A 26,285-nucleotide genomic window follows, 5' to 3' on the forward strand; every position below is an offset into this window, starting at 1 on the left:
GCTCACTTATGCCGGGAAAATCGACGACGCTCGCTCTCTTTTGGGGCAATTTTTGTCAACCCTCCTGCAGTTGTATCGCCGGGGGTCGACGGCGGGGGTCGGCACTGGGTGCGGAAGTCGCCGTCGGGCATTAAATAGTTGGCGGCGACGGCGGGCTACGGCTTGGGCTGGAGCCACTCGAGAAGCCGATCGACCGGCCATGTTGTGATGATCCGATCGGCGGGTACGCCGTTGGCTCCCGCGCGCTCGGCACCATATTGCAGGAAATCGAGCTGGCCCGGGGCATGCGCGTCACTGTCAATGCTGAAAAGGCAGCCGGCATCGAGGGCAATACGAATCAATTCGTCCGGCGGGTCCTGGCGTTCAGGCCGCGAGTTGATCTCGACCGCGACTGAGTGTTCCGCGCACGACGCGAATATTTCTTCTGCGTCGAACTCCGATGGGGGCCGTGTTCCTCGTGATCCTTTGACCAAGCGGCCGGTGCAGTGACCAAGGACGTTCGTATGGGGGCTTTCGATAGCGGCGAGCATGCGTCGAGTCATCGACCGTTTGTCTGATCGGAGCTTCGAGTGGACACTGGCCACCACAACGTCGAGTTGGCTCAGCAGTTCCGCGGACTGATCCAACTCGCCGTCTTCAAGAATGTCCACTTCGATTCCGGTTAATAGCCGAAAGCTGGACGATTGCCCGTTGTTGATCCCATCCACGACCGTGAGCTGCTCCATCAAACGCTCGGGGCTGAGTCCGTTGGCGATGGTGAGATTGGGGGAATGATCGGTCAAAGCGAGATATTCCCGTCCGAGAATATTCGCAGCGGTCACCATGACCTCTATCGGCGAGCCGCCGTCGGACCAGTTGCTATGGCTGTGCAGATCACCCCGGAGCTCGGCGTTTAGCTCGTGCCCACCGTTGACCAAGGGCTCGGCGCCACGACGGCGGAGATTCTCGAGGTAGTCAGGAACAGCGCCGCTCAGGGCTTGGCTGATCACCTCGAAGGTCCGGCTGCCGATTCCCTTGGTCCGCTTGAGGCGGCCATCTTTGACCCGGGCAGCCAGTTCCTCTTGGCTCAGGCCGGCGATGACGCCCGCGGCCCGGCGGAAGGCCTGGACCTTGAAGCTGTCCGCCAGTTCCCGTTCCAGCCAGAAGGCGGTTTCGTTGAGCGCGTCGATGGCGTCCATGGCTCAATCATGTACCACACCGCGCCCAGACGTAGGTGAGCGAGGGTTTGGATTCGGGTGCCGATAGGTGAGCGAGCCGAAAGTTGTCAAGCTGTGTGGAGTCACTGGGCTGGTTTTTGGGGTGTTTTGGTCTGGGGGAGGTTGATCCCGGCGTGTGTGGCGGGGGCCGGTGTGCTGGGTCGTTGGCGGAATCTTCCCGGGTGTAGTTCGTAGTAGTCCTGGTGGACTTTGTCTCGCTTGTTCCAGAGTTCTTTCCACGAGCCGTCGTGGACTTGTGATGGTGTGAACAGCGCGATGCCGGAGTGTTTGTGATCGGTGCTGTACCAATGCACGTAGCCGGTGAGGTACTCCCTGGCAGCCTTGAGATCGTCAAAGGTCCGGGGGTAGCCGGGCCGGTATTTCATCGTTCGAAACCCTGACTCCGAGAAGGGATTGTCGTTGGAGACGTACGGGCGGTTATGGCTGAGTTCCACGCCGTGGGCGGTGAGGGTCTCACGGAGCAGGTTTGATCTCATGGCCGGGCCTGAATCGGCATGCACGGTGTCCGGGGCGCCGTGCCGGGCGATGGCCGTCTTGAACATGTCCGCGGCGAGGTGGTCGGACTCGCGTTCCTCCACCCGCCAGCCGACGATCTGCCGGGAGAAGATGTCCATGATGGAGTACACCTTGAAAACCTTCCCCTGCCACTTGGAATAGACGTCGGTGATGTCCCAGGACCAGACCTGGCAGGGTCCGGAGGCCTTGAGCACCGGCTTCTCAAGAGAACCACGCGTGCCCCCACGCTTGCGCGGGATGGTTGGGCGGGCCTGCTGGTCCTCGTACTCTGCCGCGATCCGCCACCAGGTGCGGTTGGAGGCGAGCAGCACGCCGTTGTCCCAGGCCGTGGCGAAGGAATGGTCAACGGAGTTGCCCTTCTCCCAGCCGGCCAGGATGAGCCCCAGGATCCGGTCCTGATGTGCGGTGCTGATCCGGGATTCGTAGGCCCGGTCGCTCTGGTGGATCGGGTCCTGCACCGCAGGACGGGGATTGAACCGGTAATGCCAGGTCCCGCGCGACACGCCCGCAAGCACGAGCGCTGTCCGCTGGGAGCCGGTGATCACATGCAGCGCCAAGACCAGACTGTTCTCGGCCGCTATGAATCCTTCTGAGCGCTCGTCGGGGTTGTATCGGGCTCGGGCACGCTCAACTCGTGCAAGAGCCCGATAGCTTTTCCCAGCGCGGAATTCGTATCCTCCAGCTCCTGCACCCGCTTCTGGAGTTTTTCGACTTCGGCACGGTGGGCAGCCATTTCCTTCGCGCGTGCTTTTTCAAACGCGGAGAGCTCACGATTCGTTGGGACCATGCCTCCATGCTCCCGCGGAATCAGGCCACGGTCGATATCGCCCTGGACCATCATCTTGCGCCACCTGCGGAACGTCCATTCCGAAACCGACGTCGAGGCCAGCCACACCTTCCTCGTCCCGTGCGGCTGCAAATAGTACTCATGCATGAACTCACGGATCTCTTCACGCGTAAAACCCTTGCTATCAACGGCCATCGCCGGCTCCTTCAATCAACAGGTAATGAATGACTCACAACCAGCTTGACGATGAGGGAGCGTTTGAGATTTCAGACGCTCGCTCACCTATGTCGGTTCCACGACCGACGCTCGCTCACATGAGGTGAGCGGGGGTCTGGGTTTGGGGGCGTATATGTGAGCGGGCGTCCCGGGGTGGGGCGTCATGCTGCCGGAATTACTGGGACGGCCCGCACTGCCCTGCAATAATCGGAACCAGTTGCCTCGCTCGAGTTGCACGCGGGGCGGTATGAACGTTCGGACGAATCACATCGCAGACGAGGCGGACATGACCAACACCCCCATCCAGCAGGACACCGACACCACGGCGAAGCCCATCGCTATGAACCCCGCCACTGACGAGGACCTGCTTCACCGGCTCGCGGATGCTCACGGCGTCGGGACGTCGTTCCATGGCTGGGATGGGCTGCAACACGACGTTTCGCCCACCACGTTGATTCAAGTGCTGGGCGCCCTCGGGGTTACGGCCCATTCCAACGAGCAGATCGAGGCGGCCCTCGTGGACGCAGAAGTGGCGCCGTGGCGGCGGATGCTGCCGCCCGCCGTCGTCGTCCAAGAGGGAACGACCGCGGCTGTGCACGTCCACGTCCGCGACGGTTCGCCGGCCCGGCTGTCGATCTCGCTCGAGGACGGAACGGAACGCGAAGCCACCCAGCAGGAGGATTGGGCGCCCTCGCGCGACGTGGATGGAGTGCCCACAGGCCGTGCCACGTTTGAGGTGCCCGCCGGGTTGCCGCTCGGCTGGCACTCGCTCACGGCCGAGTCCGACGGCGTGACGGCCACCGCGGCGCTGGCCGTGGTTCCGGCCACGTTGCAGACGGCAGCACAGCTGGAAGAGCGGCGGGGCTGGGGACTCGCCACGCAGCTGTACTCGGTGCGCTCGAAGCGCTCATGGGGTATCGGGGACTTCGCGGACTTGGCTGATCTGGCGTCCTTGGCCGGGGCGCGCGGGGCCGACTACATCCTGGTGAATCCGCTGCACGCCGCGGACCCTGTGCCTCCGGTTCAAGCGTCGCCGTATTCTCCGTCCACCAGGCGGTTCTTCAACCCCATTTATATTCGCATTGAAGCAATTCCCGAATTGGCATATGTAAAGCCCCGCAAGCGCGCCACGGTGGACCGGTTGTTGGATGACGTCCACGCGCTCAACAAGGACGCGGAACGGCTGGACCGGGACCAGATCTTCGCCGCGAAGCTCGCTGCACTGGAACTCCTTCACACCGTCAAGCTTTCTCCTGCCCGGCAGCGCGCCTTCGAGGAGTTCTGCCGGGAGTCCGGTGCGGGCCTGGACGATTTCGCCCTTTGGTGCGCCATCCGCGAGGACCGCTCGCCGGACGACCCCTTCTGGCAGGAACCCGAGGCCACCCTTGGCTCGCCCGAGGTTGAGGCGATGCGGCAGGCCTTGGCCGATCGGATTGGTTTCCACCGCTGGCTGCAGTGGATCTGCGATGAGCAGCTCGAGTCGGCCCAGGCCGCGGCGAAGCGATCCGGCATGAGGCTGGGAGTCGTGCACGATCTCGCTGTCGGGGCGGACCTGAGCAGCGCCGACGCCTGGACCCTGCGCAGCAGCTTCGCGCCGGGCGTCAGTGTGGGCGCACCGCCGGACATGTACAACCAGTTGGGCCAGAACTGGAACCAGCCGCCATGGCACCCGGTCCGCTTGGCCGAGGCGGGCTACGCGCCGCTGCGCGCGATGCTCTCCACCGTCCTCCGCCATGCCGGCGGAATCCGTGTGGACCACATCCTGGGGCTGTTCCGTTTGTGGTGGGTGCCCGCTGGCAACTCCGCCCGCGACGGCGCCTACGTCCGCTATGACCACGAGGCCCTCATCGGCATCCTCGCTCTGGAAGCGCACCGCGCGGGCGCGGTGGTCATCGGCGAAGACTTGGGCGTTTTCGAGCCGTGGGTGAGGGACTACCTTGCGGCCCGCGGCATCCTGGGCACGTCGATCCTCTGGTTCGAGTACGACGGCGACTCGCCTCTCCCGCCCGAACGGTACCGAACGAGGGCCCTCGCAAGCGTCAACACCCACGACCTCCCGCCGACTGCCGGGTACCTCGCCGGCGATCACGTGGAACTCCGGAGCAAACTGGGTTTGCTCGAACGAAGCGTGGCCGAGGAACGGGCCGAGCACGAGGCCGGCCTGGACAAGATGATGGGGTTGCTGCAGGAAAAGGGCCTCTTGCCGGCCGACGGAAAAGCGCTGGGCGAAGAGCAAGTCATTGAGGCGCTCCACCGCTTGCTGGCCCTCGCGCCCTCAGTCCTGTTGGGCGTTGCGTTGGTGGATGCCGTGGGCGAAAGGCGCGTGCAGAACCAGCCGGGAACGACGTCGGAGGTCTACCCCAACTGGCAAGTGCCGCTGGCCGACGACCACGGCCGCGCGGTACTGATTGATGACCTTGATGCCAACCCGCGGTTCAACTCCCTGCTGGCTGCCGTGGACGAGGCTGTGCGGGGTTAGGCACCGCATCGAGGCGTGAGATCTCGCCTCTTTCGGGTCGCGAAAACGCCGAGATCTCACGCATGGATGGGTGAACTCAGGTCGCGATGACCAAAGCGGTGGGTGAACCTACGCTCAGCTGCTCGAGGACTTCGCCCGGGATGCCCGTGGCACGGTCCAAGGCCAAGGTTGTGACTTGGTTGGATCGCTCGTGTGCCACGTGGAGCCAGCCGTCGCGGACCAGGTGGTGTCGGGGCCAGTCACCACCACTGGGCACGTCCGCCACGGGCCGGAGCCGGGTTCCGCTGCCTTCGACGGCGAGTACCGAGATCCGGTTCGAGCCGCGGATGCCCGCGTAGACGAAGCGATTGTCCGGGGACAGCGCGATTTCCGCTGCTGCGTCGCCGTCCGCGGATCCACCCGCCGTCGCAGGACCGCGATGGTGGAGCGCAAAGCGGCCGTCCCCGCCGGGCAAGAGCACTGCGACCTCGATGGAATATTCGGTCAGGACGAACACGGCGTCGGCAGAGGGGTGCTGGACCAAGTGCCGCGGACCGCTGCCCATGGGGAGGGCCACCTGGTGGTCCGGGAGCAGGCCGCTGTCCGGGAAGTAGTTCCACACCCGCACAAGGTCGAACCCGAGGTCGGTGGTCATGATCCGGCCGTCCTCGAGCATGAGGCTTGCGTGGGCGCGGCTCACCCTGGGGCCGCCTGTGGCGATGTCGATGCCTCCGTCGACGCCGGCGTACGGGTCCTTCGCCGGCGGCGCGGCAAAGCGCGAGGTGATGCCGCCGTCGTCGTCGAGCCCGTACAGCAGCACGTTGCCGTCGCCCCAACAGTTGACCACGATGAAACGGGCGGAAGGGTCGACGGCGACGTGGCAGGCCGCAGACCCAGCCGGCCAGGCCTCGCCCAAGGGTTCAAGGACGAAGGGCCCCGCCTGCCGGTATGCCCGGACCGTCTGGGCGGCCTCGGCTACCGCATAGACCACGGGCAGCGCGGGGTGAACGGCAAGGAACGACGGCGACGGTGCTTCGACGGCAGTGCCGAGCCAACTCAGGTGGCCACCTCCCCGGGCCGAAACCGCCCCAATGCCCGTTCCGATCCCGTCGCTGTCCACGGTGTACGCACCTGTCCAGATGAGCGTTCCCTCGATGTCCTCTGCCATGCCGTCCTCAGTGTCCCTGTACGTCCGAGTCGACTCCGGCATCGGCACCCGCGTCCAAAGTAGCGATCGCGGACAGATCGTCGTGATCCAAAGTGAAGTCGAAAACGTCCAGGTTTTCCTTCATGCGCAGCGGATTGGCGGACTTCGGGATGGCAACGAGCCCTTCCTGGACGTGCCAGCGCAGCACCACCTGACCCGGAGTCTTTCCGTGTTTCTTCCCGATCGCGGCCAACACCGGCGCGTTCAGGAGATCGCGGCCGGCCCCCAACGGACTATACGATTCCGTGGCGATGCCATGGCTGCCATTGAATGCCCGCTCGTTGATCCGGGTAATGGACGGCGAGATCTGGATCTGGTTGACGGCCGGCACCACCGATGTTTCCTCGAGGAGCCGCTCGAGATGCGAGGGCTTGAAGTTGGACACGCCGATCGATCGCACCTTCCCCTCAGCCTGGAGCCGCTCGAAAGTCTCCCAAGTGGACACGAATTCATTCCGTTGGGGGAGCGGCCAATGGATCAACAAGAGGTCCACGTAGTCCAGTCCGAGCCGCTTGAGGGATCCCTCGAGCCCCTCGACGGCACGATCGCGGCCTTGATGCGTGCCGTCCAGTTTGGTGGTGATGAACAGTTCCTCGCGCGGGAGGCCGCAATCCCGCACGCCCTGCCCGACGCCGGCCTCGTTACCGTAGCGGTACGCCGTGTCGACGTGCCGGTAGCCAAGCCCGACGGCGGACACCACCGCCGCGGCGACCTGGGCGTCGTCGAGCGGCCAGGTTCCGAGGCCGATCTGCGGAATGGCATTACCGTCATTGAGCCTGACGGTCGGAGCAAGTGCCATGGTCCTGTCCTTTCGGTTGCTAGATCGGCCTCCGCGCCCATTGGACCAGTTGATCGCTGAGTTTCATGAAGTCCTGGTCCACGTGCTTGATGCCTGGATGTTCATCATGCCACCGGACGATCTCCCGTGCGCCCGCGGCGAAGGGAATTTCTGCCCGATACCAGGGCACCAGGGTCTTGATCTTGGTGTTGTCGAAGACCACGGAATGCGACCTGTCCCCGAGAAGCCCGGGGCCTAGCTCCGGGGAGTGCGCGGCAATGGTGTCCGAGGCGATGTGCACCAGTTCGGGTTCCGGCGCCGCTGCCGCGGTGGCGAAGAGCCGGTAGACCTGGTCCCACGGGAGTGCCTCGTCCGAGGTAATGGTATAGCTTTCACCCACAGCCTGCGGCCGGCCAAGGAGACCAACGAAAGCGACAGCAAAGTCATCTGCATGGGTGAGGGTCCACAGCGAGGTACCGTCGCCGTGGACTACCACAGGCAGGCCTTCCCGCATCCGATGGATGTCCGTCCAGCCGCCCAGGAGGGCGATCCGCGTGCGGTCATAAGTGTGCGAGGGCCGAACGATGGTGACGGGGAATCCCTCGTCGCGGTAGGCCCGGACTAGCAGGTCTTCGCACGCGATCTTGTCCTGCGAGTACTTCCAGAACGGGTTCCTGAGCGGGGTCGACTCGAGGATCGGCAAGTGCGCGGGCGGCTTCTGGTAGGCCGACGCTGAACTGATGAACACGTACTGGCCGGTCCGGCCGCGGAACAACTCCACGGCGGTGGCCACATGCTCCGGCGTGAAGGAGATGAAGTCCGCGACGGCGTCGAACTCGCGGCCGCTCAGCACCTCCGCCACCTCGGCGGGGTTGCGGATGTCTGCCTGGAGCAGTTCCGTGCCCGCGGGAGCCGGCCGTTCCGAGCTCAGTCCGCGATTGAGAATGGTGAGCCGGTGGCCCAGCGCGACGGCGCGCTCCGCCGCCGCCGCGCTGATGGTCCCCGTCCCGCCGATGAACAGCAGGCGCAACGGTGCCGACGTCACCACGCGTAGTCCTCGGGCGCCGTCCGGTGGCCCGGGAAGATGTCGTCGAGCCGCTTGAGGGCATCGGCGTCGAGGGTGACATCCAAAGCCCTGATGGCGGCATCCAGTTGCTCTTGCGTGCGTGGACCCACGATCGGTGCGGTCACGGCCGGTTGGTGCAGCAACCAGGCCAAGCCGACGTCGCCGGGTTGCTGGCCGAGATCGTCGGCGAAGTCCTCGTACTGGCGGATCTGGTCTTCGTGCTTCTTCAGCGTTTCGGCCGCGCGGCCCTCAAGGCGACGGACGCCGTCGCGGTCCTTCTTCAGCACGCCGCCCAGAAGGCCGCCGTGTAGAGGCGACCACGGGATCAACCCGAGGCCGTACTGCTGGGCGGCCGGGATGACTTCCAGTTCGACGTTCCGCGTGAGCAGGTTGTAGATCGACTGCTCGCTCACGAGTCCGTTGTAGCTGCGCCGTGCGGCAGCCTCCTGGGCCTGGGCGATATGCCAGCCAGCGAAGTTGCTGCTTCCGGAGTACAGGATCTTGCCCTGCTGCACAGCAACCTCGATGGCCTGCCAGATCTCGTCCCACGGCGTGTTCCGGTCCACGTGATGGAACTGGTAGACGTCGATGTAGTCCGTCTGAAGACGCTTGAGGCTTGCGTCCAAGGCGCGCCGGATGTTGAGGGCGGAGAGCTTGGACTCATTGGGGCGGTCCGTCATGGTTCCGTAGAGCTTGGTGGCCAGGACGACGCGCTCGCGGCGCTCGCCGCCCTTGGCGAACCAGCGGCCCAGGATTTCCTCGGTCCATCCCCGGTGCTGCGTGCCGCCGTAGACGTTGGCGGTGTCGAAAAAGTTGATGCCGGAGTCCAGCGCGGAATCCATGATGGAGTGCGCTGCCGATTCCTCGGTCTGAGGGCCGAAGTTCATGGTTCCGAGGCACAGGCGGGAGACGCTGAGGCCTGAGCGGCCCAAGTGGGTGTACTGCATGGTTTAGGTTTCCTTACGCTGTGGTGGGTTTACATCTGGCTGAAGGACGCGACGGCGGGGTCGGCGCCGAGGCGGGTACCGTCGTCGAGCGTGCTGATGGCCGCCAATTCCTCGGGGGAAAGCTGCAGCGCCGCCGCTGCGAGGTTCTGGCGGATCCGTTCCGGGTGGACGGACTTGGGAATGACGATGTTGCCAGTTCCGAGGTGCCAGGCCAGCACGATCTGGGCCGGGGTGGCATCGTGCGCTTCGGCAAGCTCGGTGACTGTTGCCGACCCAAGGTCTGCTCCCTGCCCCAGCGGGCTGTAGGCCTCGACGGCGATTCCGTAGGAGCGGCTCTTCGCGGCCAGTTCCCGCTGTTGGAAGGTCGGGTGCAGTTCGATCTGGTTGACGGCGGGAACGACGTCGGCCGATGCCAGGAGAGTATCGAGGTGTTCGGGCAGGAAGTTGGACACCCCGATGGCCCGGGCGCCGCCGTCGGCATGGATCTTTTCCAGGGCCTTCCACGCGTCCACGAACAGGCCCTGGGACGGCACGGGCCAGTGGATCAGGTAGAGGTCGATGACGTCGAGGCCGAGTTCGCGGCGGCTGTGGTTGAATGCCGCCGCGGCACGGCCTTGTTCGCCATTGCGGAGTTTGGTGGTGATGAAGAGTTCCTCCCTGGCAATGCCGGAAGCCTTGATTGCCGCACCGACGCCGGCTTCGTTCCGGTACGCCGCGGCGGTGTCGATGTGCCGGTACCCGGCTTCAAGGGCGTCCTCGACGGCCTTCTGGGTCTCGGCAGGCGGGACCTGGAAGACGCCGAAGCCGAGCTGGGGGATGGTGACCGAGTTATTCAGGACGAGCCCGGGAACGGTGGAATTCTGAGCTTTGGACATGTCCGGCCCTTTCGTCGCTGGTGGGTGGATTGCCTGGCTGGCTTTTTCGAGCCTATGCAGTTTCGGCACAACAAGCAGTAGTTTTGACGCCCCCTGTTTTTCCTAGGACTCGCAGTCCTACCTTGGCCGTAGAAACAGGGCCCTCCGGAAGGAAGAATAGGGACATGGGTCAAAGCGCCGAGTTTGGAAAGTTCCTCAAAGCCATGCGTGCCCGGATGTCGCCGGAGGATGCAGGGTTGCCGGAAGCTTCCGGCGCGCGCCGCGTTCCCGGGCTGCGCAGGGAAGAGATTGCGCGCTTGGCCGACGTCAGCACGGACTACTACACGCGGCTCGAACAGGGACGCCACATCCATCCGTCCCGGGCAGTCCTTGAATCGGTGTCGAGGGCACTTCGCCTGGATTCAAGCGAGCACACCCACATGATGGACCTGCTGGAGCACTGTGCGTCGACTGTCAAGACGCCGACTCCCGCACCACGGGTGCGGCCGGCCTTGCGTCAACTTCTGGACGCCGTGGGCGACGTTCCGGCGCTTTTGCTTGGTCGGCGCAGCGACGTGCTCGGAGCCAATCGCATGGCAGTCCTGTTGTTTGCCGACTTTCCGTCCATGCCGCCGGCTGAGCGGAACCTCACGCGTTGGTTGATCCTGGACCCCCACGCACGCGAACTGTTCCGGGACTGGAAGACGGTCGCCGCAGAAGCCGCCGGTTCCCTGCGGGCGGATACCGGGCGGCACCCCGACGACCCCCAAGCCAACCAGCTCGTAGGCGAACTGGCAGTGAACAGCGAACATTTCCGTCAATGGTGGGCAGGGCATCGAGTCGCGGCACGCTCGGCCGGCACGGTCCGCCTGCACCACCCCACGGTGGGGGACCTGGAACTGAATTTCGAGAACCTGGCCCTGCCGGAGGACCCGGACCAGGTCCTGCGGGTCTACTCCGCGAAGGCGGGTTCGCCGTCGGACGATGCCCTGAAGTTGCTGGGCAGTTACGGTGCTGGAACGGCGTTTGGTGCGGGAACGACGACGAGCGCGGAGCTGTCCGAACGCCACGCTATGGACGAGAGCTGAACGGATTTCAGCCAAAAGTGCTCCACGTCACTGTGCTGCTGCATAGTGAATCGGTGTGATTTTGTCTATGTGCCCATTGGTCGGCTTTTGAATCGCGTTTACGCTGAATCCAGACCTTTTCGCATACCAAGGATGGAATTCAAGGATGAAACGCATCGCGCTGCTGAGGGAGCGGGCAACCACCGGGTCCGCGGGATCCACGGGCTCGCATTGCCCGGCATCCGGCCAGTGGAGCCCCGAAGGTGAACCCCACGTGGTGCACACGTTCTTCGAAGGCCACGTCTTCCCGGCCCACAACGGTGCGGCAACGGTGTGGCACCGCCAGTACCTGGTCGTCGAGTCCCGATGAGCCCCGAAACCTTGGGCGCTTGGGGCCCAAGCCACTTCACGACGTCGGCGCAACGGCCCGTTGGAGCGGCACTGCGCCTGCCGCCGTCGAAATGGTCGGAGCTCAGCCGCGGCGAAACCGTCTGGATCCACGAGGACAAATGGGGTTTCGACGCCGGCCTTGTGGACGAAGTTTCTTCCGACCACGAATTCCTATGGATCGATTTTGCCGGCCGTGGCCGGCGACTCCTCTGTGGCGGTGACCCCGTCCAAGTCTGGACCCGCGGGTGAGTCCAGCCTCGCAACCGATGGCCGTCAGCCTTTCCACAGAAAGGCTGACGGCCATTGTCGTTTTGGGGTTAGCGGGCTAACGCTCGAGGTTTCTAGCGTTCGAGGCGGAAGCCGAGCTTGATGGTTACCTGCCAGTCGGCGACGGCGCCCTCGTTGAGGTGGCCCCGGATTTCCTTGACCTCGAACCAGTCGAGGTTCCGGAGGGTCTGGCTCGCAGCCGCGATTCCGTTCCTGATGGCGGCGTCGACGCCCTCGGACGAAGTTCCGACAATTTCGGAAACGCTATATGTGTGGTCAGCCATTCTTGCTCCTCATGATCGTCCTTGATGCCTGAACTGCGGGCCTGGCAGGCCGTGAAAGCAGACTAGCGGACGCGGGGCCGGGGGACTAGGGGTGGCGCTGCTGCCAGGATCATCGGTAGCAAGGCTGCGGGTGAGGTGACAACGGCGGCAGCGTGCAACGCTTCCTCTTTTCCCCCGTATCCCCAGAGCGCGAATAACGTGGAAATTCCGTGTTCGGCTGCGCCCGCGACATCGTAGCTTCTATCGCCGACCATTACCGGAGTGGAGATGTCAACGCCCTCGGAGGCGAGGCGGAGCAGCGCTTCACCGATGACTTCTGGCTTGGTCGATCTTCTTTCGACGTCCGATGCCCCGCAAATGTTGATGAAGTTGCTCTCGATTCCAAAGCGTCGCGCGAGTCGCAGTGCTTGATCTTCCACTTTGGAGGTAGCAACAGCCATGGGGATTCCGGCCAACTGCAGTTGCTCCAGCAACTCGATGACCCCTTCGTACAGACTGGATTGCTCCGCGCCGTGATCCGCGTATGCCTTGCGGTAATGTTGGAGGGCTCTCTGGGCAGTCGCTTCATCCAGCCCGGAGACTGTTCTGAATGAGTCCACCATCGGTGGGCCGACGAACCTGAGCAGTTCATCCGGTGACGGGAGAGTCGCTCCTACGGATTCCAAGGCCTGGGCGGCACTCGAAGTAACACCTAAGGCTGAGTCGATGAGCGTTCCGTCCATGTCGAACAGGACGCAGGTGATGCCGCCGAACGGCGGGCGTGTGTGATGCGGAAGTATCATCTTTTTGGAGCTTTCGGTCGTGGATCTGGTTCTGCTTGGGTTGTGCACGAGAATTTACTTTTTGAAGGGTGGACATCGGCCGAGTGAGTCTTGATCAGATAGACCAGAGGATCCTCGCGGAGCTCACCAAGAATGCACGCATTAGTCATGCCGAACTGGCGACCAAAGTCCTGCTTTCAAGGAATGCCGTGCGGCAGCGGGTCGACCGGATGGAACGGCAAGGATATATCCAGGGATATACCGTGGTTGCGGGCACATCGGGGCAAAGTCCTGTCTCGGCTTTCCTCATGGTTTACAGGAAAGACCGAGTGCGTGGTTCAGACGTCGTCACCGTTTTGCGCTCGATTCCGGAAGTGGTCTTGTGCGACGTCGTCAGTGGTGACTTTGATCTTCTGGTAAGGCTTGAAGCCCGGTCCTTGGAGAGAGTCCAGGAGATTTGGGAGCAAATTGCCGCCCTTCCAGGTGTCACGGATACGGTGACGGCCATGACGCTTTCCAGTCTCATCCGACGTGATGTGGATCCGACCGCGTGACCACTTAGTGGTCAAACCGCTTTCATGTGGGTGCCCTTGGCTGGAAACGCAGCGGATTCAAGGATCGATCGAGCAACGGCCCGGTCCAGGAGTTTTCTTTCCGTGACCACGTCGAGAATGGTTGATCGGTCCCGGAGGGCTTCCTTGGCTACTTCAGCTGCCGCTACGTAGCCGATGGCCGGTACCAGTGCTGTTGCAAGGCCGGCGGACGCTGCTGTCTGGCCCGCGATACGCTCCACGTTCGCTTCGATGCCGTCCAGGCAGTGCGTCCGGAGAATGTGTGCTCCTTGTTTGAGCCACGAAACGCCTTGAAGGAGGACATGCGCGATAACCGGCTCGAAGGCATTGAGCTGGAGCTGGCCGTTGTCTGCCGCCATGGTGACCGTTGTGTCGGCTCCCGCAACGGCGAACGCGATCTGATTCACCGTCTCCGGAATAACAGGATTGACCTTCCCCGGCATGATGGACGACCCGGCTTGGCGGGGAGGCAAAGTGATTTCACCAAAGCCGTTTTGCGGGCCGCTGGACAGCAAGCGAAGGTCGCTGCTGATTTTGGACAATTTGATTGCCGTCCTTTTCAGCATGCCCGACATGTGCATGAAAACCCCGACGTCGGACGTCGCCTCGACCAGATCGGCGGCAGGAACGAGTGCGACGCCGGAGATCTCAGAGAGTGCCCGCAGCGCCAATCGCTGATAGCCGGGTTCGGCCGTGATGCCGGTGCCGATGGCGGTGGCGCCCAGACTGCACTCACGCATCAGCTCGGTGGACTCAAGGAGCCTTGAGCGATCTTCCTCCAAGGTGGCGGCGAAGGCGTTGAACTCCTGGCCAAGGGTCATCGGGACAGCGTCCTGAAGCTGGGTCCTGCCCATCTTCACGACCGCGCCGAACTCGGCACCCTTGCTTCTGGCGGTTTCAGCGAGGTGGCCGAGTTCCTGATTGAGCTCCGCAGCCGCGAAAATGAGGGCCAGTTTAATTGCTGTTGGATAGGTGTCATTGGTCGATTGGCATCGATTGACATGGTCAATGGGGTGCAAGTGCTGGTATTCGCCGCGGCGGTGGCCCAGTCTTTCCAGGGCAAGGTTCGCGATCACTTCGTTGGCGTTCATGTTGGTGCTCGTTCCCGCGCCGCCTTGAATGACGTCGACGCAGAACTGTTCGTGGTGCAGCCCGTCCTGGATTTCCTGGCAGGATTCACGGATTGCTGCTGCTTGCCGGGGCGAGAGCACGCCGAGTTCGCAGTTGGCCTGCGCTGCGGCGTTCTTGATCATTGCCAGAGCGCGAACCAAGTGAGGGTGGGAGGAGATGGGGATGCCGCTAATGGTGAAGTTTCCCAGCGCGCGGGCGGTATGCGCCCCCCAGTATGCGCTCTCTGGTACAAGAATTTTTCCCAGCGAATCAGCTTCGTTGCGGGTTTTCATGGCTTCGCGTTTCTGATGCAGACAACTTTCGGCTGGGTCATCTCTTCATAGGCGAAATGGACCCCTTCCCTGCCCATGCTTCCGTACTTGGACCCTCCAAACGGCATGCCGTCAAAGCGGTAGTCCGAAGAATCATTGATCATCACCCCGCCTGCATCGAGCCGCCTGGCCGCTTCCATCGCGTTGCCCAGGGAATCCGTGAAAATGCCGGCATGCAGGCTGAAGTCGATGGCGTTTGCGACGTCGATGGCGTCTTCGAAGGTGTTGAAGGCGTGCAGCATGACTACAGGCCCGAACACTTCTTCTTTCCAGAGCCTGCTGTCCGCCGGGACGGCCTCCAGGACAGTCGGCCGAAGCACATTGCCCTCCGCCACGTTGCCAGCGAGAAGAGTTGCGCCCTCCTGGATCGCCTCATCCAGCTTGGCTTGGAGTTGGTCCAGCGCGGCCCGACTGATCATCGGGCCGACGTCCGTCCGCTCATCCGACGGATCTCCGGCAACCAGGCGGGCCGTCGCGTCCAGGAAGCGCTGGCGGAAGTCAGCATACAACGATGTGGCTATGAGGATCCGCTGTACCCCTACGCAGTTCTGGCCAGCGGCCCAGAACGCTCCGGAGACACAGGATTCCACGGCGTCGTCGATGTCGGCGTCGCTCAGGATGATGACTGGCGCGTTTCCGCCGAGGTCCATGGATAGCTTCTTCAGGCCGGCGGCGCGGGCAATGCTTTCTCCAGTGGAGAACCCGCCAGTGAAGGACACCATTCTCACATCCCTGGACCGGATGATGGTTTCGGCCACCTCCCGGTCACCGTGAATCACGGTCAGGACCTCTTGGGGGAGCCCGGCGTCCACCAGGGCGTCCGCGAGCAGCTGCGCCGACAGGGGAGTCAGGGCCGAGGGCTTGAGGACGACGGCGTTTCCCCCAGCGATGGCCGGACCGATCTTGTGCGCCACCAGGTTGAGGGGGTCATTGAAGGGCGTGATCGCTGCGATGATGCCAAGCGGTTCCCGCGAGTACCACCCCGTCCGGTCCTCCGAACCCTCATAGGAGTCAAAGGGGATGACTTCGCCGGCGTTCCTGCGTGCTTCGACGGCGGAAAGCCTTAGTGTGTTGACAGCTCGCAGCACTTCCTTTCGTGCCTGGCGAATGGTTTTTCCGGACTCGGCAACTATGGTCTGTGCGAACTCATCGTTTCTGTGCTCGATGTCCGTAGCCGCGGCATCGAGGATTTTTCCGCGTGCGTTGCGGGAGAGGGCTTGTGCCTTCCGTGCGCCGGTCCGGGCCACGTTGAGCACTGCTTCGCCGGCGGTGGCATCGCTCAGCGGAACTGCACCGACCACCTTGCCGTCGTAGGGACTCGTTACTTCACGGAACTGCGGCATTTTGGTTTCCTGGGCGCAAAGCGTGGTGCTAGACATGTGCGGGTGCCCCTGCCTTGGCTGCGTGCATCGCGATGATGTCCGATAGCAAGGCATAGGCGGTCTCGACGCGACCGGCTCCGGGTCCGGAGACGGTGACCGGACCGAGGAGGTCAGTGTCGAAAGACACCGCGTTCGTCGCGCCTGAAACCCCGGCGAGTCCATGGTCGAGGGGGAGTGCGATGGGGGCTACGCCTGCGGTGATGGTCCCGTCAGGATTCCGCCGGGCCGAACCGACGAGCTTCCAGCGGCGTCCGTCCTGGGACGCCTTCCGGACATCTTCGGCCGTGACGGTCGAGATCCCTTGCCGCTGGACGTCCTTGAGTTCGATGCCCGCGTCGAGCAATTCGTTAGCGAGGATGAGGACCTTGAGCTGGACATCGTAGCCCTCGATGTCCGCGGCAGGGTTTGCCTCCGCGTAGCCAAGTTCCTGCGCCTCGCTGACGGCCGTTTCGAAATCAAGGCCGGCTTCCATCCGCCCGAGGACATAGTTGCTCGTGCCGTTGAGGATGCCTTCGAAACCGTTTAGCTTGAGGCCCGCGAACATCTTCTTGGCCAAGCGGATGACGGGTGTGCCGCTCATGACGGCTCCTTCGAACTCGAAGTGAGCGCCGTTCTGTTCGGCCAAGGAAGTGAGCTCGGCACCGCGAAGGGCAACGGGGCCCTTGTTCGTGGTGCAGACGCTCTTACCGGATTCGAGTGCCCAGCGCACGTGCGAGACTGCCGGCTCGCCGTCGTCGGGGTTCGTGAAGGTGGCTTCGCAGATGATGTCGGCGGTGCAGGTGCGGATGACCGACTCATTGTTGGTGTCCGCAGATCCTCCGTGTTCGGCGAAGGTCTCGCTCCCGCCGCCGAGGGCCAGGGCCATGGAGAGGTCAATGCCTTCGGGCCGGACCAGGGATCCGAGCCGGAGGTCGGTGATGGCAACGACCCGAAGGCCGAAGCCCAGTTCGGATCGAAGTGCCTCGCCGCGTGTTGCTATCAGTTCGGCCAGGGTCCTGTTGACGCCGCCAAAGCCGATCAGGGCAATGTCATAGCTGGTCATGGTGCTCCTTCAGTCAGTTACATCGGTGTTCCAATGTTCACTGCTTTCCATGTCAGTCGGGGCATGTGATTCCGGCCGAAGAATAGGGCGAAGTGACCATCCACATGCCGTTTCGACATGCACACATGCAGTAACATGCGTGCAATATATGCATGGTCAAATGTTTTTAATGACCAAATGCGCCCAGCTGTGTTATCTTCATCACCATCGCCTTGCGCGGCTCCGGCCATCCGGATGACCTTTCGATCCCCCCTTGAGGTCACGCGCACCTTCGCATTTTGATCTGACCAATGACCAATGACCAATGACCACTGACCCGGGAGACACCATGGAATCCTCATCACCCGTCACGCTAGAACAGCAGCGCCCAGCCCCGCCGTCGTCCGAATCCGGGCTTCGCCGGTCCATGGGACCCCGGCATCTGGTGATGATCGCCATGGGTGGCGTGATCGGCTCAGGGCTCTTCTTGAGTTCCGGTTACACGATCTCCCAAGCCGGGCCGCTCGGCGCGGTCATCGCCTACTTGATTGGCTCCTTCGTGGTCTATTTGGTGATGGCGTGCCTTGGCGAACTTGCCATTGCATACCCCGTCTCGGGAGCTTTCCACATCTACGCATCGCGCTCGATCGGGCCAGCCACGGGCTTCACCACGGCCTGGCTCTATTGGCTTTGCTGGGCAGTGGCCATCGGGTCTGAATTTACGGCGGCAGGCCTCCTCATGCAGCGTTGGTTTCCAAGCATCGACGTGTGGGTTTGGTGCGTGATCTTTGCGGCCGTGCTTTTCGGTCTCAACGCCGTCTCTTCGCGATTCTTCGGAGAATCGGAGTTCTGGTTCGCCATCATCAAAGTCGGCGCCATCATCGTCCTCATCGTGCTCGGCGGCGCTGCGCTGTTTGGTTTCCACCCGCTGAGCGAGACCGGCAATCATCCCTTCCTCCTTGAGAACTTCAACACCACAGGCGGCCTCTTCCCCAACGGATTTACCGGTGTTCTTGTCACGGCGCTTGCAGTGTTCTACGCCTTCTCCGGTTCAGAACTCATCGGCGTTGCCGCAGGCGAAACGGCGGACCCAGCCAAGACCATTCCCAAAGCCATGCGCAGCACTGTTGTCCGCCTGCTGATCTTCTTCGTCGGAGCCATCGCGGTCATCGCCGCCACCATCCCGTTCGACCAAGTCGGCCTGGACCAGAGCCCGTTCGTGACGGTCTTTTCCTCAATCGGTATCCCCTTTGCCGCCGACGCGATGAACTTTGTCATCATCACCGCCCTTCTTTCCGCCGGCAACAGCGGGCTCTTCTCCTGTGCGCGCATGTTGTACTCGCTCGCCGACGAGGGACATGCGCCCAAGGCTTTGCGAAAGCTGACCCGGCGGGGGATCCCCATGGTTGCGCTCTCCGTGAGCATGGTGGGTGGACTAGCCTCACTCATCAGCAGCGTGGCCGCGCCCGAGACGGTGTACTTGGCCCTCGTGTCGGTAGCAGGGTTCGCCGTCGTCGGCGTGTGGATGTCCATCGCCGCATCACATTTCTTCCACCGAAGGGCTTTCGTCAAGAACGGCGGCAACGTCGCCAGCCTGCCCTACAAAGCCCCGCTGTTCCCCCTGATTCCGATTTTGGCGTTTTCGCTCTGCTTCATTTCGTTGATCGGCATTGCGTTCGACCCTAACCAGATCGCTGCGCTCTACTTTGGAGTCCCCTTTGTGGGAGCCTGTTACGCCTTCTTCCATTTCAAGTACGGACGCAAGGCACGCGCAGCCGGGTTGGCATAGCAGCATCTTCCATTCAGCTTCGCGGCCGGGGACCTTCGTATCCCGGCCGCGAAGCCGTCCAACGGAAAATTCATGAATTCACAACACCTGATTCAACAAGTGGGCAACTGGTTGGAGATTGATGCCCACGCCTTCGAGTCGAATGTCCGCAATGTCCTGGGGATGATTGACCAGCGGGCGCTTCTCTGCGCCGTGGTGAAGTCTGATGCCTATGGCCACGGCGCTGATCTCCTAGTTCCCTCCCTTGTTCGCCTTGGCGTTCCGTTCCTCGGAATCGGAAGCAACGAGGAGGCGACAGTCGCGCGTCGCTGCGGTTTCGACGGCAGGATCCTTCGCGTCCGTGCGGCCGCACCCCAAGAGGTTGCCGCCGGCTTGGACCATGACATCGAAGAACTTGTCTGCGACCCGCAGAGCGCCTGGGAGATGCAGAATATCGCCGCCGAGGCGGGGAAAACGATAAAGATCCACCTCGACATCAATTCTTCGGGAATCAGCAGGCACAGCCTCGATGTCTCTTCCGATTCCGGCCGGGCGTGCGCGGCCGGAATCCTCAGCCACCCGAGGCTCCGGCTGGCCGGAATCATGACCCACTTCCCCAAAGATGACAACCGGCATATCGAGCAAGCCCTCCGTCGCTTTCAAAGCCAAGCGATGACACTGCTCCGGATCACCGGTACGCCCCGGGAAGATGTCCTGATTCACTGCGCCAACTCCTATGCGGTGCTGCACGTACCCGGCTCCTGGCTGGACATGGTCCGGGCGGGGGCTGTGCTCTACGGTGATTCCGATCCGGCAGCAGGCCAGTTTCAACGGTGCCTTGCCTTCAAGGCCAGGGTGGCCTCCGTCAACAGCTATGCCGCCGGCAGCAAAGTGGGCTACGGGCTCACTCACACCCTGCAACGGTATTCCAGGCTGGCATCGGTGACCGCAGGCTATGGCGACGGTTACCGGCGCGTCCTGGCCCGCGAAGGCGGCGTCCTCGTCCGGGGCCGCAGGGCCGCCGTCGTCGACCTTGTCTCAATGAACTCCATGGTTGTGGACGTGACCGACATTGCGGACGTCTCTCCCGGAGACGAAGTGGTGCTGTTTGGAAAGCAGGGGAGCGAAGAAATCACCATTACGGAGATGGAAACGGCGAACTCGGCGATCCTCGCGGACCTTTACACGGTGTGGGCCCGTGGGAACCGGATCTTGGCCAACCACAAGGGCGTGTGAGAATAGGCGTGGTTGTCGGGCGGAAGGAGAATTGAGAATGGATACTTCTTCGGAAGCGTCGTCCATGGCACAAGGACTCCGGATTGTGCGGCTGGTCGCGGATCGGGAGAAGTGGGGCAGGCGGCTTCTCGGCGTTTCCCAGCTCGCATCCGAGCTGGACATGGAACAAAGTCGCGTATCGCGCCTGACTCAGGAATTATGTGATCTGGGACTTCTGGAACGGGTCGAACGGGGTCCGTTCAGGACGGGCCAACGGTTCTTCTCCCTCGCGGCTTCGCTCAATACTGGGTGGATTCGCGAATCAAGAACCGAGTTGGAGGCTTTGGTCGCCTCGTTCGGCCTCCGATCAAGGGTTTCTGTCCGGAGCGGCTTCCGGGTAACCCTCCTGCGCGCGTCCAGCAATGACGCTCTCCCCGGAAGCTTTGTGAAACCTGGGATGGTGACGCCTACGTGGTGCACCGGATCCGGCCGAGCACTCTTGTGGGACCACAACCAGGCCGCCCTCCAAGAACTGCTCAAGGACGTGAACTTCATCGGAGTCGGCGGCCCCGGCGCGGCCCACTCGCCTGGGGAAGTTTGCGAATTGATGGACCGAGACAGAGCCCGCGGCTGCATTCTGGCGGCGGAAGAGTTCGAGCACGGCGTCTACGAGTTGGCCGTTCCCGTCCGCAACCCCGAGGGAACTATACTCGCGTCGCTTAGTGTCCTGGGCGGCCGGCCAGAGATCGAGCCCAGGGCAGGGAAAATCGCCAACGTTCTGATGGAGGCCGCAAATCGGCTCGGGACCAGTCACCTCAGTTCAGCGGACCGGTCCTAGCCGGCCTTGCTACTGCGACGAGGAGTGACCCAGGGCTGACTCAAGCCACCTTCCCCAGGACACCAGGGCTGCTGCGCTGGCCTCCCTTCTTGGCTCCAAGCGTGCCTTGGGACCCACGACCTGCAGCGCAGCAACCACTTCGCCTTTGAAGTCCCGGACCGGAACGGCCAAGGAATACAAGCCCGGCTCGGCCTCCTCATCAACGATGGAATACCCGCGCCGCCTAGCCGCATGCAGGCGGGTCAGGAAGTCCTCGATGTCAACAGGCGTGTTGGGTCCATGGCCAACGAATGCCACATCCGCCAAGATGGTCCGAACCTCGGAATCTGACGCCTGCCATAGCAGTGCCTGGCCAGCATCACTGCAGTAAGCGGGGTACGGCCGGCCCAGCCACGAACCCACCAGATCGCTACCGTCCGGGACCCGCTCGCCGACGGTGACCGTACTGTCCCCGTTGAGCACTCCAAGGAAGCAGCCTTCATCCGTCTCGGCCGCCAGGCCTTCTAGCGCCGTGGCGCCGTCGGTCTGCAGCCGCCGTTCGGTCAATAGCTGGGCGTCGGTAAAGAGCGACCAGTCCAGGGTGTACGACCGCTGTTCCGTGCGTTCCAGAAAGCCTTCTTGCTGCGCACCCCGAAGGCTACGCGAAACCTGGCTGCGGTCTTTGCCTAGATCGGCTGCCACGTCGGCGACTGTTCCGCCCGGAAGGCCTTCTTTGGTGCGGGAGCCGACTGCAAGGAGGGCCATGATTCCCCGGCCCATGCTGGATGTCTTGGACATGGATCCGATTCTAGCGGCGGGCGCGTCCGTCTTAATGGATGGCAAAGACCCTTGCAGGAAAACCGCTACCCCCCAGAGGTTTCGGCCAGGTGGCAATGAGGGCGGCGCCCTTTTCGGGAAGTCCGTCCAAGTTCGCCAGGAGCTCGATCTGCCACCGGTCCTGCGCGAGAACGTAGGTCTCCAAGCTGAAATCGTGGCGGGAGGTAGCTAGTCCCGGATCCGTATCCGTCTGTTCGTGACCAACGGCAGCAACCGATCGCCGTTCAATCAGAAAAGTGAGCACCTCCTGCGACCAACCCGGGGTGTGGCTGACGCCGTCGCTGTCTTTGTTCGTCATGGCCGCCACGTCGGGCCAGTGCTGGCTCCAACCTGTCCGCAATGCTACAAAGCAGCCCTTGGGGATGTCGCCGTTTCGGTTTTCCCACGCTTGGATGTCCTCCAGCGTGGGGGTGGCATCGGCGTTGACCTTGACCCGTTCGGCGATGTCCAGGATGACCAGTGGAAGGAGCATGTCCTCTACGGGAACTTGGTCCAAGGTCCGACCGCCGCGGATGAAGTGCGAGGGCGGATCAACGTGCGTCCCCCATTGCCCGACGATCGAGTAGCGGTGGGCTGTGAAACCGTCGCCTTTTTCCAGGTCGAACAAGGCTTCCCGTGTCTCGTCGGGGAAGGCAGGAAAGTGCGGTTGGCCTGGATGGAACGCGTGCGTCAGGTCGGTAAATGATCGTCCGGCAAGCAAGGGCCCCAGGCCGTCCCAAAGACCAGCGGAGGTGGATTCGATCATGACGCGGCCGCGGTCCCGAAGGCTGCCGCAAGCGCGGTGCTGGAGACACTGATGGGCCCGGACAATTCGATGACCGGAACTTCCCAAGGGTGGATTTCCATAATGCGACGGGTGAACCGGTCCACCGCGGCGTCGTCCAGCGCTGCGTCGAAATACGTCGTGAAAACGAAGGTCGGCGAAATTGTCTGCTGGCCCACCTTGCCCAGCGTGGGATTGGCGTGCTCGGTCACGGTAAACCCTTCGAAACCCAAGCCGGACTCAAAGACGTGCCGGTACTTCCCGAAGTCCCCCAGGTCCCCGGATTCGGTCAAAGCCCGGAGCAGCGCCGCGATGCCCTGGTCATCCCTAAACGCCTCGGCTTCGCCCGCAGCGAGCCGCGAGAAGGTCTCGGACGTAACGGGCCAATGTACGCGCAACTTACGTACTGATTTCATCTCAATGTTCACGGGAATGCCTCTTCCTTGCGGATCTCGCAGATTGCTTGACTGCCATGGTGACATAGAGTGATGATCATTACAAGCATTAGTAAATGCGTATTACGAACACACACTCTTCACAAGCAAGAGTGAGACCGAACTGCTTTGGAGACCTGAAACATGTCCGCTAGTACTACGCTGTCTCGCATGCTCGACGCCGGTTCACACCTGACGCTGGATGGTGCACTCGCCACTGAACTTGAGGCGCGCGGCTGCGATTTGCAAGACCCTCTGTGGTCGGCAAGAGTCCTTCTGGAAGAGCCGCACTTGATCAAACAGATTCACCGCGACTACTTCGACGCGGGGGCCACGATCGCCATCACTGCGAGCTATCAGGCCACGCCCCAAGGATTTGTCCAGCGGGGGATTGGTGAGGCAGAAGCCTTGGGTTTGGTGGCCTTGAGCGTGCGGTTGGCCGACGAAGCGCGGCGTGAGCACCTGGACGAAAACTCGGATGCGGTTCCCCTGCTGATTGCCGGCTCCGTGGGCCCTTATGGCGCCTACCTCGCCGACGGATCGGAATACCGCGGTGACTACATCCTCGGCCGGGGCGAGTTCATGGAGTTTCACAGGCCTCGGATCGCTGCGCTGGTGGAGGCCGGAGCGGCCTTGCTCGCAATTGAGACGTTGCCTTCCTTCGCGGAGGCAGAGGCACTGTTGGCACTCGTGGAAGAATTCGACGTCGAGTCCTGGTTTTCGTTCACGCTCCGGGACGGGGAGCACATAAGCGACGGCACGCCACTGTCCGAGGTGGCCACGCTTTGTTCCTCGCAGCCGCGCGTAGTTGCCATCGGGGTGAATTGCGTGCCGTTGGAATTGGTCTCCCCATCACTCGAGGCCTTGAGCAAAGTCACCCCAATCCCGCTGATCGCGTATCCGAATTCGGGAGAAAGCTACGACGCAGTTACCAAGACTTGGGCGCCTGGTGCGGCTGAGAACGGCGCGGACGGCAAGCGGCATTCGAGCCTTGCGGAAAATGTCGCCGCCTGGCAAGCGCTCGGTGCTCGGCTCATTGGCGGGTGCTGCAGGACGACGCCGCGCGATATTGCCGCCGTCGCCGAGCTGTCCGCGCAAAACCGGGACCGAGGAACTCTGCAGTGATGCCCGCTCGCAGTTGGCCCGTATATGTGAGCGGGCGTTCGGGAGATGGCCCGTATATGTAAGCGGGCGTCTGAAGGGAGCGCCGGCCTAAGCCTCCAGGACGTAGGTCTTGAGGTCGTCGAGGGTCTGCTGCATGTGTGCGTCCATGGCCTCGCGGGCTCGGGGTGCGTCTCCGGCTTCGAGGGCTTTCAGGATGGCCCGGTGATGTCCGATCGCGCGCCCTTGGATATCGGGGATTTGCGCGGTCTGGGTGCGCCGGGTTTCCAGGACGCGGTGCAGGGGTTCGAAGAGTACGGCCACGAAGACGTTGCCCGAGGCGTGAAGGATGACATCGTGGAACCCGAGATCCGCCTCGACGAACGCGCTCAGGTCGTTGGAATCGTGGGCCTCCTGCATCGCGGACACGAGAACCTGCAGCTGCTCGATTTCTTCGGGGGAGACCCGTGACGCTGCGAGTTCGCAGGCGCCGGTCTCAAGCATGCGGCGCAGCTCGATCAGCTGGACGGCCGCTGCGGCGTCGTTCTTTCCTTCCGAAGCCGCACGCAGCACGGCTTCAAGGGACGCCCAGCGGTTGAGCGGGTTGACGAACGTTCCCCGGCCGCGCTCCACGCTCAGGATTCGCTGGGCCTCGAGGGTCTTCATGGCCTCGCGGACGGTCATCCGGCTGACTTCGTGCTTGGCGCTCAGCTCGAGTTCGCCGGGAACCACCGTGCCCGGCGGAAATTCGCCCGCGACGATGCGGTCCAGCAGCTCGTCGGCGACGATGCCGACCAGCGACTTGCGTGCCATGGTGCTCCGTTCTTAGATGTCCGACATCTTACGCTGGCGGTTGCCGGCTTTCGTTCCAAAACGCGCGGAGCGCCAGGGCGCAAGCGCGCGGTTGCTCCCAATGCACGCTATGTCCGGCCTCGGGGATTGCCACGAGCCTCCGTAGCGGACTGGCCGCCACGAAAGCTTCCGCTTGGTCCAGCGAACGCAAGCGGTCCCCGACGCCGGCAATCACCAGCGTCGGCGCAGTCACCTTTGCGGGGACATCTGCGGCCACGCCGGCCATCGCCGCTAGGCCGCTCGGGCCAAGGACTTCGAAAGGCAGTTCAAATCCTTGACTCAGCAAGCGATGCTCCTCCGGGGGCAACGCGCCAAACCAGGCCTTCATGCACTTGATGCGCGTCGCGTCGTCGATGAAACCTTGCCGTAGCTGGGATTCGAGCATCGATTTGAAGCCTTCGTTCGGCGGGGCCGGAACCATGCCGATCAAGGCCACGCTGGCCACAAGCCCCGGGTGCCGCGCGGCCAGTGTCAGCGCCACGCTTCCGCCCATTGAGTGGCCAACAATGTGCACCGGCGATGAGTTCCGGGCGGCAACTGCAGCCACGGCATCGGCTGCCGATTCCAAGGTCCACTTGAACCCCTGAGGCAATACATCCCCGCAGTGATACCCGGGCAAATCGACGGTCCATACGGTCCGCCCGGCGTCGAGCAATTCGGTGGCGAGTGGCTCCCAATAGGCGGATGTCGAGGCCCAACCGTGCAGCAAGAGAATGGGAGGCTCGGGCCGAAAATCCATGCTGGCGACGGCCGCTGGAAGGCGCATGTCCACATTTAATGCCGCGACGGCGGGAGGCTCTTGAAGCATGCGCCAAGCATAGTGAGGCCCGCTGGCAGCTCGAAGCGATGCAGGGAGGCTACGATCAGCACATGATCGTGGCCTCCCTGATTTTCGCCCTCATTGCCGGCTTGTTGCACGTCTACATCTTCAGCATGGAGTCCATCACGTGGACCCGTCCGGCCACGTGGAAGCGCTTCAGCGTCGCTTCCCAGTCGGACGCCGAAACCACCAAGCCCCTCGCGTACAACCAGGGTTTCTACAACCTCTTCCTCGCCATCGGGGCGCTCGCCGGGATCGCCTTTGTGGCACTAGGTCATCCGCAAGTGGGCTGGACCCTCGTCTTCTCGTCATGCGGCTCCATGCTGCTGGCGGCAATCGTGCTCGCCTTGAGCGGCAAAAAGTACCTCCGCCCCGCGGTTCTTCAGGGCACGACGCCGCTACTCGCCGTCGTGCTCGGCATCCTGGCCGTGGCGCTCGGCTGAACC

The 26,285-nt window shown here is 63.0% G+C and carries 28 protein-coding genes; 10 read left to right on the forward strand and 18 right to left on the reverse strand.

Annotated elements, in window-relative coordinates; genetic code table 11:
* Positions 1 to 155: 155 nt before the first annotated feature.
* From OIT41_RS00725 to OIT41_RS00735, 3 genes are all read right to left on the reverse strand, one after another.
* On the reverse strand, positions 156 to 1,178 hold the full coding sequence (locus tag OIT41_RS00725; RefSeq protein ID WP_264637179.1) for a PHP domain-containing protein: 1,023 nt from the start codon (positions 1,176 to 1,178) through the stop codon (positions 156 to 158).
* 101 nt (positions 1,179 to 1,279) lie between these two features.
* Positions 1,280 to 2,290, reverse strand: coding sequence for a DDE-type integrase/transposase/recombinase (locus OIT41_RS00730; RefSeq protein ID WP_241711093.1), 1,011 nt, complete (start codon positions 2,288 to 2,290; stop codon positions 1,280 to 1,282).
* Positions 2,291 to 2,310: 20 nt separating this feature from the next.
* A complete protein-coding gene (locus OIT41_RS00735) occupies positions 2,311 to 2,715 on the reverse strand; it encodes a hypothetical protein (RefSeq protein ID WP_264637180.1) in 405 nt (134 codons plus the stop codon).
* Between the two features lie 307 nt (positions 2,716 to 3,022).
* Here OIT41_RS00735 and malQ point away from each other — a divergent pair, with 307 nt between their 5' ends.
* Entirely contained in the window at positions 3,023 to 5,215 is a 2,193-nt protein-coding gene (gene malQ, locus OIT41_RS00740) for a 4-alpha-glucanotransferase (RefSeq protein WP_413542296.1), read from the forward strand.
* Positions 5,216 to 5,291: 76 nt separating this feature from the next.
* Here malQ and OIT41_RS00745 read toward each other — a convergent pair whose 3' ends face one another.
* Genes OIT41_RS00745 through OIT41_RS00765 form a run of 5 tightly spaced genes read right to left on the reverse strand, consistent with a single transcriptional unit; the run spans position 5,292 to position 10,067 of the window.
* On the reverse strand, positions 5,292 to 6,362 hold the full coding sequence (locus tag OIT41_RS00745) for a lactonase family protein (RefSeq protein ID WP_241707182.1): 1,071 nt from the start codon (positions 6,360 to 6,362) through the stop codon (positions 5,292 to 5,294).
* Between the two features lie 7 nt (positions 6,363 to 6,369).
* Positions 6,370 to 7,200, reverse strand: coding sequence for an aldo/keto reductase (locus tag OIT41_RS00750; protein WP_241707183.1), 831 nt, complete (start codon positions 7,198 to 7,200; stop codon positions 6,370 to 6,372).
* A 19-nt stretch (positions 7,201 to 7,219) separates the two neighbouring features.
* Positions 7,220 to 8,227: an NAD-dependent epimerase/dehydratase family protein gene (locus OIT41_RS00755; protein ID WP_241707184.1), complete on the reverse strand. Its 1,008-nt coding sequence runs from the start codon at positions 8,225 to 8,227 to the stop codon at positions 7,220 to 7,222.
* Positions 8,221 to 9,192, reverse strand: coding sequence for an aldo/keto reductase (locus tag OIT41_RS00760; protein ID WP_241707185.1), 972 nt, complete (start codon positions 9,190 to 9,192; stop codon positions 8,221 to 8,223). The genes OIT41_RS00755 and OIT41_RS00760 overlap by 7 nt, the downstream gene beginning before the upstream one ends.
* 29 nt (positions 9,193 to 9,221) lie before the next feature.
* Positions 9,222 to 10,067, reverse strand: a complete 846-nt coding sequence (locus tag OIT41_RS00765) for an aldo/keto reductase (RefSeq protein ID WP_241707186.1) — start codon at positions 10,065 to 10,067, stop codon at positions 9,222 to 9,224.
* 164 nt (positions 10,068 to 10,231) lie between these two features.
* Between OIT41_RS00765 and OIT41_RS00770 the strand changes: the two genes are divergently transcribed.
* From OIT41_RS00770 to OIT41_RS00780, 3 genes are all read left to right on the forward strand, one after another.
* Positions 10,232 to 11,134: a helix-turn-helix transcriptional regulator gene (locus tag OIT41_RS00770; RefSeq protein ID WP_241707187.1), complete on the forward strand. Its 903-nt coding sequence runs from the start codon at positions 10,232 to 10,234 to the stop codon at positions 11,132 to 11,134.
* 145 nt (positions 11,135 to 11,279) lie between these two features.
* The gene (locus tag OIT41_RS00775; RefSeq protein WP_241707188.1) at positions 11,280 to 11,483 is read left to right on the forward strand and encodes a hypothetical protein; all 204 of its coding nucleotides are present in this window, start codon (positions 11,280 to 11,282) and stop codon (positions 11,481 to 11,483) included.
* Complete coding sequence (locus tag OIT41_RS00780; protein ID WP_078106927.1) at positions 11,480 to 11,752, forward strand: hypothetical protein; 273 nt, start codon at positions 11,480 to 11,482, stop codon at positions 11,750 to 11,752. The genes OIT41_RS00775 and OIT41_RS00780 overlap by 4 nt, the downstream gene beginning before the upstream one ends.
* Before the next feature lie 92 nt (positions 11,753 to 11,844).
* Here OIT41_RS00780 and OIT41_RS00785 read toward each other — a convergent pair whose 3' ends face one another.
* Both OIT41_RS00785 and OIT41_RS00790 read right to left on the reverse strand, forming a co-directional pair.
* Entirely contained in the window at positions 11,845 to 12,054 is a 210-nt protein-coding gene (locus OIT41_RS00785) for a dodecin (RefSeq protein ID WP_241707190.1), read from the reverse strand.
* 62 nt (positions 12,055 to 12,116) lie between these two features.
* Positions 12,117 to 12,836 (reverse strand): HAD hydrolase-like protein, encoded by a 720-nt coding sequence (locus OIT41_RS00790; RefSeq protein WP_241707191.1) that lies wholly within the window; start codon positions 12,834 to 12,836, stop codon positions 12,117 to 12,119.
* Between the two features lie 74 nt (positions 12,837 to 12,910).
* On the opposite strand from OIT41_RS00790, the gene OIT41_RS00795 reads away from it, so the two are divergent.
* Entirely contained in the window at positions 12,911 to 13,369 is a 459-nt protein-coding gene (locus OIT41_RS00795; RefSeq protein ID WP_241707362.1) for an Lrp/AsnC family transcriptional regulator, read from the forward strand.
* A gap of 11 nt (positions 13,370 to 13,380) precedes the next feature.
* On the opposite strand, the gene OIT41_RS00800 is transcribed toward OIT41_RS00795, so the two are convergent.
* The 3 genes from OIT41_RS00800 to OIT41_RS00810 are packed head-to-tail and all read right to left on the reverse strand — an operon-like array spanning position 13,381 to position 17,253.
* Positions 13,381 to 14,790 (reverse strand): aspartate ammonia-lyase, encoded by a 1,410-nt coding sequence (locus tag OIT41_RS00800; RefSeq protein WP_241707192.1) that lies wholly within the window; start codon positions 14,788 to 14,790, stop codon positions 13,381 to 13,383.
* Positions 14,787 to 16,208 (reverse strand): aldehyde dehydrogenase family protein, encoded by a 1,422-nt coding sequence (locus OIT41_RS00805; RefSeq protein WP_241707193.1) that lies wholly within the window; start codon positions 16,206 to 16,208, stop codon positions 14,787 to 14,789. Before OIT41_RS00805 ends, OIT41_RS00800 begins: the two co-directional genes overlap by 4 nt.
* Entirely contained in the window at positions 16,201 to 17,253 is a 1,053-nt protein-coding gene (locus OIT41_RS00810) for a homoserine dehydrogenase (protein WP_264637181.1), read from the reverse strand. Before OIT41_RS00810 ends, OIT41_RS00805 begins: the two co-directional genes overlap by 8 nt.
* A gap of 328 nt (positions 17,254 to 17,581) precedes the next feature.
* On the opposite strand from OIT41_RS00810, the gene OIT41_RS00815 reads away from it, so the two are divergent.
* The 3 genes from OIT41_RS00815 (at position 17,582) to OIT41_RS00825 (ending at position 21,053) form a co-directional block, all read left to right on the forward strand.
* Positions 17,582 to 19,021, forward strand: a complete 1,440-nt coding sequence (locus OIT41_RS00815; RefSeq protein ID WP_241707363.1) for an amino acid permease — start codon at positions 17,582 to 17,584, stop codon at positions 19,019 to 19,021.
* Between the two features lie 72 nt (positions 19,022 to 19,093).
* The gene (gene alr, locus OIT41_RS00820; protein ID WP_241707195.1) at positions 19,094 to 20,236 is read left to right on the forward strand and encodes an alanine racemase; all 1,143 of its coding nucleotides are present in this window, start codon (positions 19,094 to 19,096) and stop codon (positions 20,234 to 20,236) included.
* A gap of 37 nt (positions 20,237 to 20,273) precedes the next feature.
* Positions 20,274 to 21,053, forward strand: a complete 780-nt coding sequence (locus tag OIT41_RS00825) for an IclR family transcriptional regulator (RefSeq protein ID WP_264637182.1) — start codon at positions 20,274 to 20,276, stop codon at positions 21,051 to 21,053.
* Positions 21,054 to 21,062: 9 nt separating this feature from the next.
* On the opposite strand, the gene OIT41_RS00830 is transcribed toward OIT41_RS00825, so the two are convergent.
* The 3 genes from OIT41_RS00830 to OIT41_RS00840 are packed head-to-tail and all read right to left on the reverse strand — an operon-like array spanning position 21,063 to position 23,060.
* The gene (locus tag OIT41_RS00830) at positions 21,063 to 21,830 is read right to left on the reverse strand and encodes an IclR family transcriptional regulator (RefSeq protein ID WP_241707197.1); all 768 of its coding nucleotides are present in this window, start codon (positions 21,828 to 21,830) and stop codon (positions 21,063 to 21,065) included.
* 31 nt (positions 21,831 to 21,861) lie between these two features.
* Complete coding sequence (locus tag OIT41_RS00835) at positions 21,862 to 22,614, reverse strand: cyclase family protein (protein WP_241707198.1); 753 nt, start codon at positions 22,612 to 22,614, stop codon at positions 21,862 to 21,864.
* On the reverse strand, positions 22,611 to 23,060 hold the full coding sequence (locus tag OIT41_RS00840; RefSeq protein ID WP_241707199.1) for a hypothetical protein: 450 nt from the start codon (positions 23,058 to 23,060) through the stop codon (positions 22,611 to 22,613). The genes OIT41_RS00835 and OIT41_RS00840 overlap by 4 nt, the downstream gene beginning before the upstream one ends.
* 150 nt (positions 23,061 to 23,210) lie before the next feature.
* Here OIT41_RS00840 and mmuM point away from each other — a divergent pair, with 150 nt between their 5' ends.
* Positions 23,211 to 24,191, forward strand: a complete 981-nt coding sequence (gene mmuM, locus OIT41_RS00845; protein ID WP_264637183.1) for a homocysteine S-methyltransferase — start codon at positions 23,211 to 23,213, stop codon at positions 24,189 to 24,191.
* Positions 24,192 to 24,278: 87 nt separating this feature from the next.
* Here the strand turns inward: mmuM and OIT41_RS00850 are convergent, their stop codons facing one another.
* Complete coding sequence (locus tag OIT41_RS00850) at positions 24,279 to 24,980, reverse strand: FadR/GntR family transcriptional regulator (RefSeq protein WP_264637184.1); 702 nt, start codon at positions 24,978 to 24,980, stop codon at positions 24,279 to 24,281.
* A 28-nt stretch (positions 24,981 to 25,008) separates the two neighbouring features.
* A complete protein-coding gene (locus OIT41_RS00855) occupies positions 25,009 to 25,827 on the reverse strand; it encodes an alpha/beta fold hydrolase (RefSeq protein ID WP_241707202.1) in 819 nt (272 codons plus the stop codon).
* 62 nt (positions 25,828 to 25,889) lie between these two features.
* On the opposite strand from OIT41_RS00855, the gene OIT41_RS00860 reads away from it, so the two are divergent.
* Positions 25,890 to 26,282 (forward strand): DUF1304 domain-containing protein, encoded by a 393-nt coding sequence (locus OIT41_RS00860; RefSeq protein WP_264637185.1) that lies wholly within the window; start codon positions 25,890 to 25,892, stop codon positions 26,280 to 26,282.
* Positions 26,283 to 26,285: the final 3 nt, after the last annotated feature.

It is taken from the genome of Arthrobacter sp. YA7-1, assembly GCF_025960325.1.
GTDB lineage: Bacteria > Actinomycetota > Actinomycetes > Actinomycetales > Micrococcaceae > Arthrobacter > Arthrobacter bambusae_A.

Excerpts from the sequence above, each read along its gene's own strand:
- OIT41_RS00725 (WP_264637179.1), bottom strand. The coding sequence starts at position 1,178 with ATGGACGCCATCGACGCGCTCAACGAAACCGCCTTCTGGCTGGAACGG.
- OIT41_RS00735 (WP_264637180.1), bottom strand. The coding sequence starts at position 2,715 with ATGGCCGTTGATAGCAAGGGTTTTACGCGTGAAGAGATCCGTGAGTTC.
- malQ (WP_413542296.1), top strand. The coding sequence starts at position 3,023 with ATGACCAACACCCCCATCCAGCAGGACACCGACACCACGGCGAAGCCC.
- OIT41_RS00745 (WP_241707182.1), bottom strand. The coding sequence starts at position 6,362 with ATGGCAGAGGACATCGAGGGAACGCTCATCTGGACAGGTGCGTACACC.
- OIT41_RS00750 (WP_241707183.1), bottom strand. The coding sequence starts at position 7,200 with ATGGCACTTGCTCCGACCGTCAGGCTCAATGACGGTAATGCCATTCCG.
- OIT41_RS00760 (WP_241707185.1), bottom strand. The coding sequence starts at position 9,192 with ATGCAGTACACCCACTTGGGCCGCTCAGGCCTCAGCGTCTCCCGCCTG.
- OIT41_RS00765 (WP_241707186.1), bottom strand. The coding sequence starts at position 10,067 with ATGTCCAAAGCTCAGAATTCCACCGTTCCCGGGCTCGTCCTGAATAAC.
- OIT41_RS00770 (WP_241707187.1), top strand. The coding sequence starts at position 10,232 with ATGGGTCAAAGCGCCGAGTTTGGAAAGTTCCTCAAAGCCATGCGTGCC.
- OIT41_RS00775 (WP_241707188.1), top strand. The coding sequence starts at position 11,280 with ATGAAACGCATCGCGCTGCTGAGGGAGCGGGCAACCACCGGGTCCGCG.
- OIT41_RS00780 (WP_078106927.1), top strand. The coding sequence starts at position 11,480 with ATGAGCCCCGAAACCTTGGGCGCTTGGGGCCCAAGCCACTTCACGACG.
- OIT41_RS00785 (WP_241707190.1), bottom strand. The coding sequence starts at position 12,054 with ATGGCTGACCACACATATAGCGTTTCCGAAATTGTCGGAACTTCGTCC.
- OIT41_RS00790 (WP_241707191.1), bottom strand. The coding sequence starts at position 12,836 with ATGATACTTCCGCATCACACACGCCCGCCGTTCGGCGGCATCACCTGC.
- OIT41_RS00800 (WP_241707192.1), bottom strand. The coding sequence starts at position 14,790 with ATGAAAACCCGCAACGAAGCTGATTCGCTGGGAAAAATTCTTGTACCA.
- OIT41_RS00805 (WP_241707193.1), bottom strand. The coding sequence starts at position 16,208 with ATGTCTAGCACCACGCTTTGCGCCCAGGAAACCAAAATGCCGCAGTTC.
- OIT41_RS00810 (WP_264637181.1), bottom strand. The coding sequence starts at position 17,253 with ATGACCAGCTATGACATTGCCCTGATCGGCTTTGGCGGCGTCAACAGG.
- OIT41_RS00815 (WP_241707363.1), top strand. The coding sequence starts at position 17,582 with ATGGAATCCTCATCACCCGTCACGCTAGAACAGCAGCGCCCAGCCCCG.
- alr (WP_241707195.1), top strand. The coding sequence starts at position 19,094 with ATGAATTCACAACACCTGATTCAACAAGTGGGCAACTGGTTGGAGATT.
- OIT41_RS00825 (WP_264637182.1), top strand. The coding sequence starts at position 20,274 with ATGGATACTTCTTCGGAAGCGTCGTCCATGGCACAAGGACTCCGGATT.
- OIT41_RS00830 (WP_241707197.1), bottom strand. The coding sequence starts at position 21,830 with ATGTCCAAGACATCCAGCATGGGCCGGGGAATCATGGCCCTCCTTGCA.
- OIT41_RS00835 (WP_241707198.1), bottom strand. The coding sequence starts at position 22,614 with ATGATCGAATCCACCTCCGCTGGTCTTTGGGACGGCCTGGGGCCCTTG.
- mmuM (WP_264637183.1), top strand. The coding sequence starts at position 23,211 with ATGTCCGCTAGTACTACGCTGTCTCGCATGCTCGACGCCGGTTCACAC.
- OIT41_RS00850 (WP_264637184.1), bottom strand. The coding sequence starts at position 24,980 with ATGGCACGCAAGTCGCTGGTCGGCATCGTCGCCGACGAGCTGCTGGAC.
- OIT41_RS00855 (WP_241707202.1), bottom strand. The coding sequence starts at position 25,827 with ATGCTTCAAGAGCCTCCCGCCGTCGCGGCATTAAATGTGGACATGCGC.
- OIT41_RS00860 (WP_264637185.1), top strand. The coding sequence starts at position 25,890 with ATGATCGTGGCCTCCCTGATTTTCGCCCTCATTGCCGGCTTGTTGCAC.